Origin of the sequence: Arthrobacter sp. K5 (assembly GCF_040448525.1) — a bacterium.
Lineage (GTDB): Bacteria > Actinomycetota > Actinomycetes > Actinomycetales > Micrococcaceae > Arthrobacter > Arthrobacter globiformis.
In genome coordinates, this window is sequence record NZ_CP159280.1 from 284662 (window position 1) to 298512 (window position 13851).

The 13851-nt window shown below is 62.0% G+C and carries 16 protein-coding genes and 2 pseudogenes; 8 read left to right on the forward strand and 10 right to left on the reverse strand.

Going from position 1 to position 13851, the window contains the following annotated elements:
• Window position 1: 1 nt before the first annotated feature.
• The 3 genes from ABRP34_RS23695 to ABRP34_RS23705 all read right to left on the reverse strand — a co-directional run bounded on the left by ABRP34_RS23695 (window position 2) and on the right by ABRP34_RS23705 (window position 2470).
• The gene (locus ABRP34_RS23695) at window positions 2-223 is read right to left on the reverse strand and encodes a hypothetical protein (protein ID WP_353713550.1); all 222 of its coding nucleotides are present in this window, start codon (window positions 221-223) and stop codon (window positions 2-4) included.
• A 327-nt stretch (window positions 224-550) separates the two neighbouring features.
• The gene (locus ABRP34_RS23700) at window positions 551-937 is read right to left on the reverse strand and encodes a nuclear transport factor 2 family protein (protein WP_353713551.1); all 387 of its coding nucleotides are present in this window, start codon (window positions 935-937) and stop codon (window positions 551-553) included.
• A gap of 66 nt (window positions 938-1003) precedes the next feature.
• Window positions 1004-2470, reverse strand: coding sequence for an aldehyde dehydrogenase family protein (locus tag ABRP34_RS23705; RefSeq protein WP_353713552.1), 1467 nt, complete (start codon window positions 2468-2470; stop codon window positions 1004-1006).
• Between the two features lie 208 nt (window positions 2471-2678).
• Between ABRP34_RS23705 and ABRP34_RS23710 the strand changes: the two genes are divergently transcribed.
• Window positions 2679-3092 (forward strand): GFA family protein, encoded by a 414-nt coding sequence (locus ABRP34_RS23710; protein WP_353713553.1) that lies wholly within the window; start codon window positions 2679-2681, stop codon window positions 3090-3092.
• A gap of 195 nt (window positions 3093-3287) precedes the next feature.
• Here ABRP34_RS23710 and ABRP34_RS23715 read toward each other — a convergent pair whose 3' ends face one another.
• Window positions 3288-3503 (reverse strand): hypothetical protein, encoded by a 216-nt coding sequence (locus ABRP34_RS23715; protein WP_353713683.1) that lies wholly within the window; start codon window positions 3501-3503, stop codon window positions 3288-3290.
• Between ABRP34_RS23715 and ABRP34_RS23720 the strand changes: the two genes are divergently transcribed.
• Complete coding sequence (locus ABRP34_RS23720; protein ID WP_353713682.1) at window positions 3429-4535, forward strand: glutamate-cysteine ligase family protein; 1107 nt, start codon at window positions 3429-3431, stop codon at window positions 4533-4535. The two genes, ABRP34_RS23715 and ABRP34_RS23720, sit on opposite strands and share 75 nt — an antisense overlap.
• A gap of 327 nt (window positions 4536-4862) precedes the next feature.
• Here ABRP34_RS23720 and ABRP34_RS23725 read toward each other — a convergent pair whose 3' ends face one another.
• Window positions 4863-6209: an NAD-dependent succinate-semialdehyde dehydrogenase gene (locus ABRP34_RS23725; RefSeq protein ID WP_353713554.1), complete on the reverse strand. Its 1347-nt coding sequence runs from the start codon at window positions 6207-6209 to the stop codon at window positions 4863-4865.
• On the opposite strand from ABRP34_RS23725, the pseudogene ABRP34_RS23730 reads away from it, so the two are divergent.
• Window positions 6148-6456, forward strand: a pseudogene (locus ABRP34_RS23730) (NAD(P)-dependent alcohol dehydrogenase); the annotation flags it as partial. The gene ABRP34_RS23725 and the pseudogene ABRP34_RS23730 overlap by 62 nt on opposite strands.
• Here the strand turns inward: ABRP34_RS23730 and ABRP34_RS23735 are convergent.
• Window positions 6453-6788, reverse strand: coding sequence for a helix-turn-helix transcriptional regulator (locus ABRP34_RS23735; protein WP_353713671.1), 336 nt, complete (start codon window positions 6786-6788; stop codon window positions 6453-6455). The pseudogene ABRP34_RS23730 and the gene ABRP34_RS23735 overlap by 4 nt on opposite strands.
• A gap of 96 nt (window positions 6789-6884) precedes the next feature.
• Between ABRP34_RS23735 and ABRP34_RS23740 the strand changes: the two genes are divergently transcribed.
• Together ABRP34_RS23740 and ABRP34_RS23745 are read left to right on the forward strand one after the other, a co-directional pair.
• Window positions 6885-7976 (forward strand): NADH:flavin oxidoreductase/NADH oxidase, encoded by a 1092-nt coding sequence (locus ABRP34_RS23740; protein WP_353713555.1) that lies wholly within the window; start codon window positions 6885-6887, stop codon window positions 7974-7976.
• A gap of 28 nt (window positions 7977-8004) precedes the next feature.
• Window positions 8005-8666 (forward strand): annotated as a pseudogene (locus tag ABRP34_RS23745) (NAD(P)H-binding protein).
• Between the two features lie 136 nt (window positions 8667-8802).
• On the opposite strand, the gene ABRP34_RS23750 reads toward ABRP34_RS23745, so the two are convergent.
• Window positions 8803-9531, reverse strand: coding sequence for a TetR/AcrR family transcriptional regulator (locus tag ABRP34_RS23750; RefSeq protein ID WP_353713556.1), 729 nt, complete (start codon window positions 9529-9531; stop codon window positions 8803-8805).
• Window positions 9532-9900: 369 nt separating this feature from the next.
• Here ABRP34_RS23750 and ABRP34_RS23755 point away from each other — a divergent pair, with 369 nt between their 5' ends.
• The 3 genes from ABRP34_RS23755 to ABRP34_RS23765 are packed head-to-tail and all read left to right on the forward strand — an operon-like array spanning window position 9901 to window position 11429.
• Window positions 9901-11034 (forward strand): APC family permease, encoded by a 1134-nt coding sequence (locus ABRP34_RS23755; RefSeq protein ID WP_353713557.1) that lies wholly within the window; start codon window positions 9901-9903, stop codon window positions 11032-11034.
• Between the two features lie 42 nt (window positions 11035-11076).
• Window positions 11077-11235 (forward strand): hypothetical protein, encoded by a 159-nt coding sequence (locus ABRP34_RS23760; RefSeq protein ID WP_353713558.1) that lies wholly within the window; start codon window positions 11077-11079, stop codon window positions 11233-11235.
• Window positions 11193-11429 (forward strand): hypothetical protein, encoded by a 237-nt coding sequence (locus ABRP34_RS23765; RefSeq protein ID WP_353713559.1) that lies wholly within the window; start codon window positions 11193-11195, stop codon window positions 11427-11429. The genes ABRP34_RS23760 and ABRP34_RS23765 overlap by 43 nt, the downstream gene beginning before the upstream one ends.
• An 833-nt stretch (window positions 11430-12262) precedes the next feature.
• On the opposite strand, the gene ABRP34_RS23770 is transcribed toward ABRP34_RS23765, so the two are convergent.
• The 3 genes from ABRP34_RS23770 to ABRP34_RS23780 form a co-directional block, all read right to left on the reverse strand.
• On the reverse strand, window positions 12263-12577 hold the full coding sequence (locus tag ABRP34_RS23770) for an antibiotic biosynthesis monooxygenase family protein (RefSeq protein ID WP_353713560.1): 315 nt from the start codon (window positions 12575-12577) through the stop codon (window positions 12263-12265).
• Entirely contained in the window at window positions 12574-13284 is a 711-nt protein-coding gene (locus tag ABRP34_RS23775; protein WP_353713561.1) for an N-acyl homoserine lactonase family protein, read from the reverse strand. Before ABRP34_RS23775 ends, ABRP34_RS23770 begins: the two co-directional genes overlap by 4 nt.
• A gap of 111 nt (window positions 13285-13395) precedes the next feature.
• On the reverse strand, window positions 13396-13830 hold the full coding sequence (locus tag ABRP34_RS23780) for a carboxymuconolactone decarboxylase family protein (protein ID WP_353713562.1): 435 nt from the start codon (window positions 13828-13830) through the stop codon (window positions 13396-13398).
• Window positions 13831-13851 lie beyond the last annotated feature (21 nt).

The window sequence follows — 13851 nt, forward strand, 5'->3', positions numbered from 1 at the left end:
GCTATGCGGGTGTGATGATCACGCCTTCGCGGTAGTCGAACGCCCTGCGCACATGCATCCGCTCGGTTTCGACCCAAACCACGCCGCTGTCGTCGGTCTTTACGTCGATGACGGCCTGATAGGGCTCTCCAACGGGCTCGGTCACGGTTACATGCTGACCGGCCGACAGGCCGGACCAGTTTTGGCTGACGGTCACCTCTGTGAGGCGCTGTGCTGTTTTCATCTCAGCTCCGATCTTTGTCGTGGAGGGTTCCAGCCGCAGCGGCGTAGGACAGGTGGCTCCTGGCGCAGTCATTGCGCCGGGAACCCCCTGGCTGTTTGGGTCATGCCGGACGGAACTGGTTCTTAGAGTTGGAAGCCGGTGTATTTGGTTTCCTGGTAGGCCTCGAGGCCTTCGGTGCCGCCTTCGCGGTGGAGTCCGGATTGGTTGGTTCTGCCGAAGGGGGGCGGCGGGGTTGGAGACGAGTCCGCGGTTGAGGACGGTAATGTCGGCGACCACGCGGAGGGGAGGCCCGCAACATGCGAGCCTCCCCTCCGTACAAGCCTTGGCCTAGGCCTCGTACTGGTGGTACACCTTGGCGATGATCTTCCACTCGCCGTCCTGCTTCAGCAGGGTGTGGAAGTCGGTGTAGTCGGCGCCAATGGCGTCGTTTTCCATGTCGACCTTCACGACGGCGGTGGTCTGGGTGATGCCGATGATGTCCACGCGCGTCTTGACGTCGGGAGCGGTTCCGTTCTCGGCGACGAAGTCGTAGAGGTTCTTGATGGGGCCACCCAGAAGCTGGCCGTTGGTGAAGCCGTACATGGTGGCGTCCTGGTGGAAGGCCTCGGCTACGCCTTCGGGGCTGCCGACCCGCAGGCCTTCGACGTATTTCTGGACGGTCGCGACGATCTGGTCGTATTCGTCAGTCGGAACTACTTTGAGGTTCTTGGGCATGATTTCTCCTTGGCTGGCCGGGTGTCTGCAGACATCCGGTTGGGGTTTTCTTGGGGGAAGGTCTGGCTAGCGTTTGCGGATCACAACGGTCTTGTTGTTCGTATGTGAGGCGAGGCCTTCGTCGCCGTGTTCGACGCTGAGTCCGGACTGCTTATGGCCGCCGAACGGGGCGTGGTCCGGGTGGCTTTGTCCCTGGTTGATCCACACGTTGCCGGAGTCAATGCGGTCTGCCACTGCCAGGGCCCGTTCCTCGTCGCGGCCCCATACGGTGGCGCCGAGGCCGAACACGGTGGCGTTGGCGCGCGCGATGACGTCATCAATATCGTCGTACACGAGGACCGGCACGATCGGACCAAACGGCTCCTCCTGCACGATGCGGCTGTCTTCCGGAGGGTTGTTCACGATCGTGACGGGCACAAAGTTGCCGTCCAGTGACTCGTCGATCGTGCCGCCCAGCGGAACGTCGTATCCATTGCGGCGGGTGTCCTCGAAGAGGTCGCGCAGCTTGTTGTACTGCATCCGGTTGTTGATGGGGCCCAGGTCGCTGGTGGGATCCATGCCGTCGCCAACCTTCTGCGTCCTGGCGTAGGCCACGAATGCTTTGACAAAGTCTTCGTGGAAAGAGCGGTGCACGTAGATGCGCTTGGCCGCGATGCACCACTGGCCCGAGTTTCCGAACGCCGCATTGAACACCTTGGGCACGGCATCCTGCCAGTCTGCGTCCGGGAGCAGAATGGCGGGATCGTTTCCGCCGAGTTCCAGGGTCACTCGCTTGATCGTGCCGGCGGCAGACGCCATGATCTTGGTGCCCGTTTCCGTGGAGCCGGTGAAGGTGATCATTCCGACGTCCGGGCTTTCAGTAAGGATCTGTCCGAGCTCGTTGCCACCCGTGACGATGTTGAAAACGCCCGGCGGGAAGACCTGTGCGGCCAGTTCCCCGATCCGCAGTGCGCAGAGCGGGGTGTAGGGAGACGGCTTGAGGACAACGGTGTTGCCGGTGATGAGCGCGGGGACCGTCTTCCACAGGACGTGGAGGTAGGGGTAGTTCCACGGGATGATGGCCCCGACGACACCGAGCGGGGAGCGGCGCAACTCGACGCGGTGCGCGTCATCTTCCACCAGAACCTTGGTTTCGAGCCTGGACTTGGCGGTGTTCGGGATCCAGGGGTTGGCAAGGTTCACTTCGAAGGTGGCCTGGTTGTGCCGGGGCTTGCCCTGCTCAAGGGAGAGCAAGGTAATGAAGTCGTCCTTCTGGGCTTCGAGCGCCTCGAAGAATTCGACAATGATCGCTTCTCGTTCGTCGGCCGTGAGGGCTGCCCAGGCGGGGAAGGCCCGTTTCGCGGCTCCAATGGCACGTTCCATGTGTTCCCGGGTGCCCTGCGGTGCGCTGGCGATGACCGAGTTGTCGGCTGGGTTGAAGACTTCGAAGCCCTCGTCGGTCGTGACGATGTCGCCGTCAATGAGCAGTCCGTATGGCGCGTTGAAGTCTGCGGGCTTGATCGCGTTCTTACCTTCCGCGATGGATACTCCCATGTGTTCTCTCCTAGTGCTGCGTGCCGGATTCCGATTAGAGAAGAATTCTGAAACAGATTCAGGTTTCAGTTTAGATGCGCATCCGGCCAAGATCAAGACCTTCCCTAAAATAGTGAAATGCGATATTGTTTCACTTTAGGATGTGACCGACGCCACGCGAGGCGGCGGACTCCACAACTCCCTTCCCAATGACGCTCAAGGAGCACCCATGAAACTCGACGGTCAATGCCTTTGCGGTGAGGTTACCTACACCATCGACAGCGAGCCCAAGTTCACTGCTGTCTGCCACTGCACCGACTGCCAGCGCCAGACTGGCGGCGCCTATTCCCTCGTCGTAGGCGTCGATGACGAGAAGCTGACCATCTCCGGCGACGCGGTGAAGACCTTCATCACCGTTGGAGAAGAGCACAAGACCAACACGAACCGTTCGTTCTGCTCCGAATGCGGCTCTCCGATCGTCGGTCGCATCGATGCCATGCCCGGCCTGGCCTTCGTCAAAGCGGGGACGCTGAATGACACGTCGTGGCTCAAGCCAACGGTTGAAGTCTGGTGCCGGTCCGCCCAACCGTGGGTTGCCCCCCTCCCCGGCGCGGAGCGCTACGACGGCGACATCCCTTCCTAAGCGGCCCCGCGTGCGGTTGCGCGCGACAGAGAGGGTTGGGTGGGCCGGCAAATGGTGGCGGCCCACCCAACCTCTTCTTCTTGAAAGGACCCAGAGGACGTGACTTCCACCCAGACCCCACTCAGCACGCACGGCCCCACCGGTTGTACGGAAGATCCCCTGACTCCAGCCGCTGCCGAGGACTGGATCCAACGCTCATGCTTTACGCCCGGTCCCGCAGAACAAATCGGCCTTGAACTCGAATTCCTTGTGGGCCGCGTCGGAGACCCATCCCTTGAGCTTCCGTTTCCAGAGGATAACCATCGGCGTCTGTTCTCCGAACTGAGCCACGTGGATGTGGCAGGAAGTCTGACGCTTGAACCGGGCGGGCAGCTTGAGCTCAGCTCGCGCCCGGAAGCGAATCTCCAGCAAGTTGTACGCTCCGTGCACGACAGCCTGCAACTGCTGCGGGAGCGGGCCTCCGCTCTGGGGGCCTCCCTAGTTGGCGCTGGCGTTGCCCCCTACCGGGAACCGCAGCGGATAACACAAGCCCCCCGCTACGCTGCCATGGAGCAATATTTCGAACCCTGGGCTCCGGCCGGCCCAACCATGATGTGCTCGACTGCGTCAGTGCAGGTCAACGTCGAAGCGGGTGCGAGTGATGCCGAGATCCGTGAGCGCTGGCACCTTCTGTATGCGATCGGCCCTGTGCTTGCCGCAACGTTTGCAAACTCCTCCTGGATCACTGGACGACGGAGCGGCTGGAAGAGCACGCGACTTGCCGCCTGGCTCAACCTCGACCCGGCCCGAACGGGCGTCCCGTATATCAAGGCGGCCCACGATCCCGGCGCTGCGTATGCCCGGTGGGCCCTGGACGCCCCCCTGATGATGATTCGTCGGTCACAGGGCGATTGGCGGGCTCCTGCGGGGCTGACGTTCCGCGAATGGCTGTCGATGGGGACTTCGGCAGTTCCGGACCGCCAGCCGGCCACCGTTGCGGACCTACAGCAGCACCTGAGCACGCTGTTTCCCCACGTTCGACCCAAAGGCTACTTTGAGGTCAGATACTTGGATGCACAGCCCGGTTGCTGGTGGGCCGTGCCTGCTGCCGTGGTCGCTGCGCTCATCTCTGATCCTGCCACCGCTGAAACGGCGAAAGACATCTGCGCCGCGTCACCTGACTGGGAAGCTGCCGCCCGGTTTGGACTCGAGAATCCTGCCGTCGCCACTCGAGCCGCGCAATTGTCGGCGCTGGCCGTCGACCGGCTGCGGCTTGACCCGGCCACTGTAGGCCTTGCCCGCCTCGTTGAGGAGTATGCGGAGAAATGGACGCTCCGCGGTCTCTCACCAGCAGATGACCCCCATCTGCGTGGGCGGCACGCGACCAGGGTTGTTGCGCGCTGGATGGCTCCATCGTCGGGGCCTGAAGTCCGGCGCGCAACAAACGCTAGGCGGGCGCGATGACAACGCCTTCGCGATAGTCGAACGCCTTGCGAAGGTCCATAAATTCTGTGACTACGCTCATCACGCCTTTGCCCTCCGTCATTTAATCGATGACCGCCTGATAGGGTTTCGCCAACCGGCTCGCTCACGGTTATGTGCTGACCGACCGACAGGGCGGACCAGTTCATGCTGATGGCGACTTGTGGGATTCCTGTGGCCGCATTCATCGCGGTCTCCTTCCTCGGGATTTTGGTTTCTGTAGTTCCGGCATGCAGCAGAGGGTTCCTGGCGCAGTGATTGCGCCGGGAACCCCCTGGCTGTTTGGGTCATGCCGGACGGAACTGGTTCTTAGAGTTGGATGCCGGTGTATTTGGTTTCCTGGTAGGCCTCGAGGCCTTCGGTGCCGCCTTCGCGGTGGAGTCCGGATTGGTTGGTTCCGCCGAAGGGGGCGGCGGGGTTGGAGACGAGTCCGCGGTTGATGCCGGTCATGCCGGCGTCGAGGGCGTCGGCGACGCGCAGGGCGCGGGAGAGGTTCTCGGTGAAGACATAGGAGGCCAGCCCGTAGGGGGTGTTGTTGGCCTCATGGATGGCTTCGTCCTCGGTGTCGAAGGTGTAGATCGCTGCAACGGGGCCGAAGATTTCCTCGGTGCGGATGTCCGCGTCCGCGGGGATGTTGGTCAGGACAGTGGCCGGATAGAAGTAGCCGTCCCCGTTAATCGGTTTTCCGCCGGCGAGGCAGGTGGCGCCCTTGGCGACGGCGTCCGTGACAAGCTCGTGGACAGTGGCCCGTTGTTTGTCATCGATGAGCGGGCCGAGCGTGGTGGCAGGGTCGTGGCCTTCACCCGTTGTGCTGGCGGCCATCCGCTCGGTAAAACGGGCGATGAATTCGTCGGCGATGCCGGATTGGACATAGATCCGGTTGGCCGCGACGCAGGATTGGCCTCCGTTACGGAGTTTGGCGAGCATGGCACCTTCAAGGGCCTTGTCCAGGTCGGCGTCGTTGAACACGATCAGGGGCGCGTTTCCGCCCAGTTCCATGGAGGTGTTCATGACGTTCTCCGCGGCCTGGGAGAGCAGCGTCTGGCCGACCTGGGTGGAACCGGTGAAGGAGACCTTGCGGACACGAGGGTCGGTCATGATGGCGGCGACCACACCGCGTGAGTTGCCGGTGACGACCACGTTCACGACGCCGGCCGGAGTGCCGGCCTCTTGCAGGACCTGGGCCAGGAGCAACGATGTCAATGGTGTCTGCACCGCGGGTTTAAGGACTGTAGTGCAGCCGGCCGCGAGGGCGGGGGCGATTTTCCGTGCGCCCATCGCGAGCGGGAAGTTCCAGGGGGTGATCAGCAGGGACGGTCCGACGGGGCGTTTGGACACAGCAATGCGGTACTGGCCTCCGGGTTCGACGCCGTACTGGCCTTCGGAATGAAGCCTGCCAGCGGACTCGGCGAACCAGCGGAAGAACCCGGCACCGTAATCGACTTCGGTCTGGGCCTCTGCCCATGGCTTGCCCATTTCGTCCACGATCAGCCGCGCGAATTCATCGCGCCGGCCCAGGATTCCTTCGTAGGTGCGGAAGAGGATGTCGGCGCGGTCCCGGGCAGGAGTCGCGGCCCAGGCACCCTGAGCCGCGACCGCGCCGATAGACGTCGACGCGTATCTCTCGCTGCTGGCGCTCGACGGCGCGCTGGTCAATCTGGGCGCGCCAGCCGAACCCCTTTCGTTGAATGTCTTCTCACTTCTTCGAGGCCGCAAATCCTACGCGGGGTCTATCATCGGCGGCATCCAGGAAACCCAGGAGATGCTGGATTTCTGTGCCCTGCGCGGAATTGGTTCTGATATCGAACTCGTCTCCGCCGGGCAGGTCAATGAAGCATTCGAGCGCATCCTCGCGTCCGATGTTCGGTACCGGTTCGTCATCGACGTCTCTACGCCTAACTAGCCTCCGGGCATCGCCGTTATCGCCGCCGAACGTTCGGCGGCGATAACGGCCTCCAGCAGACCGGGGAACAACTGGTCGAGCGCAGCGCGGCGCAGCGAATTCAGGATCGCCGTTCCCTGGTATCGCTGTTCGATGATCCCGGCTTCCCGCAGGACCCGGAAATGGTGCGTGGACGTGGATTTGCTGACCGGCAGGGCAAAAGCAATGCATGCCTGGTCATCGTGCCCGTCAGCCAACTGGTTCACGATGCGCCTCCGGATGGGATCGGCCAGGGCAGAAAGAACGGTGTCAATCCGGATGTGATCGGGCATCGGGTGGTCCAGCGTGCGCATGCCTTGATTATCCAAGATGTTCTCCAACGACGGTTTGGCTAATACGACACTCATCGTACTACGATGTCCACCGAACCAAGTTGCAAGGAGATCGGCATGACCAACGTTTTCAGCCCCATCACGCTGCGCGGATTAACCATCCCCAACCGCGTCTGGATGTCCCCGATGTGCACCTACTCGGCCGCAGCCGATGGGGAACACATTGGCCAGCCCACCGATTTCCACCTTGCCCACTACTCTGCCCGTGCCGCAGGTGGTGCGGGCCTCGTGATGGTCGAAGCGACCGGCGTCGCGCCTGAAGGCCGCATCTCGCCCTTCGATCTTGGGCTTTGGTCCGAGTCGCAGGTGGAGGCTTTCGGTCGGCTGGCGGGAGCCATCCGGGCGGGCGGGGCTGTGCCGGCAGTGCAATTGGCGCACGCCGGGCGCAAGGCATCGGTGAACCCGCCTTGGCTCGGCGGAAACCCCGTGAACCAGGCCGCAGGCGGCTGGCAAGCCATGGGCCCGAGCACTGTGGAATTTCCCGGTTTTCCCGCCCCGGAGAGCCTGACGCACGGGCAAATCGCCGACGTCGTGTCTTCCTTCGCCCATTCGGCCCGACTGGCCAATCAGGCCGGCTTCGAAGTCGTTGAGATCCATGCTGCGCATGGCTACCTGCTCCACTCCTTCTTGTCACCGGTATCCAACCTTCGCGACGACGAATACGGTGGAAGCCTGGAAAACCGGGCCCGCTTGGTACTGGCCGTCATTGACGCAGTACGGGCTGTGTGGCCCGAAGGGCGCCCGGTTTTCCTGCGCGTTTCCACCACTGACTGGATCAACGAAAATCCCGACGATGACCGGCGTGCCTGGAGCGTTGAAGACACCGTCCACCTCGCCGGATGGGCCAAGGAGCGTGGGATCGACCTTGTTGATGCCTCCTCCGGTGGCCTAGAACCAGCACTGATTCCCGAGTCAAGGGATTACCAGGTCGACAAAGCCGCCCAGGTTCGCGCCCGGAGCGGTGTCCCCGTTGCCGCCGTCGGCCGCATTTCCGACCCGGAGTGGGCCGCTGAGCTGATCCGCGACGACGCCGCAGACGCCGTGTTCATCGGGCGCGCCCTGTTGCGGGACGCGTCTTGGACAAACAACGCAGCAGCAGCGTTGGGCGCCCAGCCCCGATTCCTGCACCAGTACGACTACGCACTGTAACAAAATTTACTGACGCAAGGAGATGACCATGAAGGTGTTCCAGATTGGCGCAGCCGGAGGTGTCGGCCGCCGGCTGGCCCTGCTGCTCAGCGAACGCGGTGACGAGGTTACCGGAATGTTCCGTAACCCCACCCAGGCGGAAACCGTAGCTGCAACTGGCGCGAAGCCCGTCCTCGGCGACCTCATTGCAGACTCCGTCGAAACCCTCGCGGCCCGGCTACGAGGCCATGACGCCGTTGTGTTCTCCGCCGGCGCCCACGGCACCGGCCTGGACCAGACCACGCTGATTGACGGAAAGGGCCTCGAGAAGGCAGCTGATGCCGCCGCCCTCGCAGGAGTTTCACGATTCGTGCTGGTTTCTGCGTTCCCCGATTCTGGCCGGGGCGGGCCGGTCAACGACCGCTTCGAGCACTACATGAGGACCAAAAGACCGCCGACGTCTACTTGGCGCAGACCGACCTTGACTGGCTCATTGTCCGCCCTGGCCTGCTCCGCGACGAGCCCGGCGACGGCCGTGTCACCGCGGGACCCGCCATCCAATACGGCGACGTGCACCGTGACAATGTTGCAGCATTTATCGATGCGGCCCTGCACACGCCCGCGCTCAACCGGACCATCGTCGAGCTGACCGACGGTCCCACACCCGTCGCCCAAGCGGTCACCCAGCTGGTCGGCCGAGCCTGCGGCTAAGCCTCGCCAGCATTGCCCACGTACGCGCAGAAGATGTCGTCTTCCTGAACCGCGAAACTAAATGCCGCTACGCCCGGCCGGGACCTCCCGGCCGGGCGTAGCTCGCTTTCCTGCATGAACGTTGGATCCAGGATTCTTAGGGGAGGTAGGTGGCCAGATACTCGATGCTTGACCGTTTCATTTCTTCGAGCAGTGCTTCGTTGCCGCGGTCCGGCGATTCCCTGTAGGCAAGGTCAAAACCCTTATCCAGCATTCCGACGAAGATCTGAGTGACTACGTCCAAGGGGACTTTCGGCGCGTCAGCCCGCACCTGCGTGATGGTGCGGGCAAGGTATGCTGCCAGCTCGTTGTCGTGCATACGATTCGCCCGGATCATTCGGCCCGTAAACTCCGTTGAAAACCAGATGGCCCGGAAAGCCGGAGTCTCATTGAAGAACTCAATATGGGCCTCAACGCCTGCCTCGGCTCTCGCCTTCCACCCGGGGCCACCGAGGTGAAAATCGACGCGTTCCAGTCGGTTGTCGAGATCCTGGAGGCAGGAAACCAGGATCTCCTCAAGCAGCGCCTCGCGGCCGTCGAAGAAGTTGTAGAGCCATCCGACCGACACCCCGGCTCGCGCGGCAACTGTGGTTGTGGTGACGGCCTCCGGGCCGCCTTCAACAAGAAGATCGATCGCCGCCGCCAAGACATTTTCCATCTTGGACCGGCTGCGCTTCTGCACCGCCGTGCGGTGGGCCCCGACGGTCCCCGACGCTTCGGTCATCAGCTCGGACAGTGAACGTGGCAGTTTCGGAGGCGCCAGGGGCGTATCCCTCGCCAAGACGGAATGCGATCCATCCATCTCTCGCTCCGCCGCCTGGCTCATCGTCGCAACCCCTCCACAGCCTTTCCTTACACTCCGGCGCATAGGCACGCTCTTCACGCCAGTCTAGAGGTTAGGCGGCTCACCCGCGCACCCTAAAAATTTCCTATTGCCTGAAACACGCTGGATACCCCATACTCACAAAGACGAAACACAAAAATGTTTCACTTTCTCATACTGCTGGAGCAGTTCTGCACTGACCCAACGCAAGCTCCTCATCGCGTGCGGCGACCCCGGCACCGATGATGGCGTCACGCCTGCACTCGACTCGGCCAGTCGCCGACCGCATCACACCCCACCGCATCAAATCCCCAATGACCTTCGGGTGGACTGCCCCTGCAGCACACACCGGAATTCCCGAAGAAGGACCCCATGGCAACTACCAACGCTGCAATCGCGGCACCCGAGCAACAAGATGTTCATCGCCTCAAGTCCGGTTCGCTCGGTCTCATCGGCATTCTCTTGCTCGCCTTCTCCAGCGCCGCCCCCTTGGTGGGTTGCACTGGGAAATATTCCCCTTGCAGTAGCGTTCGGCAATGGCGTCGGCGCTCCTGCCGGATTCATCGTCGCCATGGTGGTGCTGCTTTGCTTCGCCGTCGGGTACGTAGCCATGACCAGGCGGCTGAGCGCTACAGGCGGCTTCTACAGTTTCATCAGCAACGGCTTGAACAAGCCCCTCGGCCTCGCCTCGGGACTGTCCTTGATGCTCGGATATCTGTGCGTGGAAGTTGCCGTACTGGGTGCCATCGGTTACTTCGGGGCCGCCGCACTGAGCAAGCCACGGGAATCAAAATCCCGTGGCTCGTTATCGCAGGTCTTGCCCTCGTACTGGCCGCTGTCGCGTCGTACTTCGGGGTTGAACTCTCTGCGAAGGTGCTCGGAGTACTCTTCATCTTCGAAATCGCCATCCTCGCGATTGTCAACGGTGCGATTTTCATCAATGGCGGCCCCGAAGGAGTCAGCCTGGAGCCCGTCAATCCCGTGAACGCCTTCGGCGGCATCGCACCGGGCATCGGCATCTTCTTCGCCTTCTGGTCCTGGCTGGGGTTCGAAGTCGTCCCTAACTATGCCGAGGAGGCCAAGAACCCAAGAAAACTCGTACCTCTGGCAACCTACCTGGCCGTGCTCGGCATCGGCCTCATTCTGTTCATCACGGCCTGGGCAACAATCACCGGATTCGGCATGGGCCGTGTTGTCGAGGAAACCACCGGACAGTTGGGCCAGTCCTACATCTCCCTCGCCCACACCTTTGTGGGACCCTGGGCCGTAGACTGCATCAACGTGCTCATCATCACCGGGTGCTTCGCATCAATCCTTGCCTTGCATCAGACCGTCTCACGCTACATCTATGCGATCGCCCGCGAAGGTGTGCTGTTCCCCAGCAAACTGGGCCACACCCATTCCCGCTACGGAAGCCCCCACCACGCTGCCGTGGCCACCTTCTTCGGAGCAGCCTTGGTGTTGGGGCTTTTCACAGCGTTCTATTTTGCAGCCCCCTCAGCCTAGGAATTCGCAGGAAACGACTTCAACACGGCGGCATACTCCGAAGTGTTCGGCTGGTTCGCCATCGCCTGCACCTTCTGGGTCATGCTCAACCAGATCCTCTGCTCCATCGCCACCATCCGCTACCACAGCCTCCCGGCACACCGCGAGCACGCCCACTGGTGGCGCACCATGGTTGCCCCGGCATCGGAGCCATCGGGCTAGCAAGCGCCCTGTACCTGCTCTGGTCAAACCTCAGCACACTCGGCGGCGACATCATCTGGGTCAGCCTCATCCCATGGTTCTGCATCAGCTGGTTCGTACTCAGCCTCCTCATCGCCTTCTGGCTGAAGTCGAACCGGCCGGCAGCTTATGAGGGACTGGGACGCGTGCTCTCAACGACGGCCGATGACGCCTAAGTAAAGACCGCCAACGCCAGAATGCCGCCCCAAGGTCTTGGGGCGGCATTCTGGCGATTCCGGCAGTGACCTGTCAACGGCCGATTGTGAGGATGAGTTTTCCGCCAACCCCCGTTGTCCAATTGGTCGAGCGCCCAGTCCCTCTCCGTCCACGGCAGGACAATCGCGACATGCGGGCTTCGAGGTCGCCGCTCGCTGTCATAAGGAGCAGTAGGGCGAGGTCGCGCCCGAAAGGGCCAGGGTCGAAGAACAGTTCAAACCCCAAGATCTTCACGAGTGCTCTGTTGCAAACATCCCGGACGTCGAAGGTGGTTGGCGAAAGTGACCAAGCACCGCTCCCGGGTCCAGCAAGGCAAGGCACGACGAAGGTCGCCGACGGACCCGATGTACCGCGTTTCAAGTGGTTATCGATATCTTCAGCTAGAACGCCGGAGAAGTCCGAGCCAGGGTCTGTCTGCGGTTCTATGAGATGGCACGAACTTTAACGAGGCCGATCCGGCGGGCCGCTGCCGGGGTGACCAGCAACGCGGGCATGGTCGGCTTTTCGGTTCGCACGGCCTTCATGGGAATGTCCTGTCGGGTCGGTTCTGGGACGAAGATCGCCGACCGTCCCTTACCTCGGCGAAGCGGCTCGGAGGTCAGGGACAAGGCTTTGGCAGTCCCGTTCGGCGACCCAAACCATGGAGCCGGTGGGTGATGGCGTCGGCAGCAGCCGGGTATGGTTCGCCGACGGATTTCGTACACCGGGGCGGGCCTGCACAGAGTGAAGCCCGGACCAGTTCGGGCTGGTCCGGGCGACGGCGGGGGAGGTTGGTGTGAATCCGCGGTGCTTCTTACGGTGCTTCCGCAGGGCTGTTGGCGGTCACATACGTGGAAACGGTCCGCGACTCGAGTTCGGGAATGATGTGGGTCGCACCGATTTTAAGGAAGTGCTGCGTTTGCCGGTGGAGTTCGAAGTCATCGGCGGTGTTGTAGCTCTCAAGAATGACAATCTTTCTGTCGTCCTCGACTCCGCGGAAAAACTCGTAAGAAATGTTCCCGGGTTCATTGCGGGTTTCAGCCGCCATGTTCCTAAGGTGCTTGAGGACCTCTTCGGTATTGCCTGGCTTGGTCCGGTACCGGGCTACGACGTTGAATGTGCTGGTCATGGTGTCTCCTTGTTTGTTGAAGGGGTCCCGCCAATGACTACTCCGGCTCCAGCGGGAAGGTCTGGACACGCCCGGAAGCGTGTGAGGACGTCCGGATCGTGGCCAGGGATGACGGTGAGTCCGCGTTCCTGCTTTTCCCTGCGGATAAAAGCGAAGGCGTCATACATGGTTGGCAGGTCGCTGACGGCGGTGAAGGGCATGTCGCGTTCGAGCTCTTCGTAGAAGTGGACGGCGTCGGAAGCCAGGAGCACTTCGCCTTCCGATGTGGGGACATAGACAATTGCCTGTCCCGGCGTGTGCCCGCCAACCTCCACCAGCCTGATTCCTGGAACCGGCGAAGTTTCGCCGGAGAACAACTTGAGCCTTCCTTCGGTCTCAGCCAAGCGAAGCTGATCGATTTCTCCTTCTTCCGAGTAGAAGGAGAACTGAATGTGCCCGGAGGTAGGTGAGGTCCAGAACCTATATTCGGCCTCGGCCATGTGGATCCGGGCGTTGGGAAATAGGCCAAGGTTTCCAATGTGGTCGTAATGGCCATGGGTGACGATAACGTCTTCGATAGCTTCCGGATCTATCCCGAGCTGGGCGAGGGCTTCGGCCGGATCGAGAAGCAGAGTCCGGCCGCGCTTGCGGCCGGCGTCCTCACTGAAACCCGTATCTACAACAATCGTTGTATCCGGTCCTTGGACGACCCAGAAGTAGTAGTCCACCGTGGCCGGTCCGTCATCTTCCCGTATAGCCGGTAATTGAGGAAGACATGGCTGCGTTCGGTGGCCAGGGTGCCGACGCGTACGGCGACAACCCGGTAACCGCCGTCATACTTAGGAGGCGCCATTGCCACCCTCGTGGACCTCCACGGTTGGTTCGATTCCGTCTGCACCGATGACCTCACGCCATGCGTCGAAACCGGCTTGGAATGCGACGACGCCGGCTTCAGGCAGAGAGATTTCGATGGCTTCGAGGATCTCGGTCGGGGTGACTCCGAGGTCAAGGGCAACGCGGATGTGGGACTGGATGTGGCCCTTGGATGCCCGCATCACGGTGAGGCTCACAATGAAGATGAGCTCCTTTGTCTTGCGATCCAAAGTGCGCTGGTCCAGATAGGCGGCGGATACGACGTGGTTGGCTGCTTGCAGGACAGGGAAATCGTGCTTGGCCATGACCTTGTGGTAGTCGAGGACGTAGCCGCGGCTGCGGGCCATCTCGTCGATGTATTCCTGCGCCTGTGTGGTCTGGTCGTTGAGGTCAATAGTCATGCTGGGGTCCTTTCAATTCTG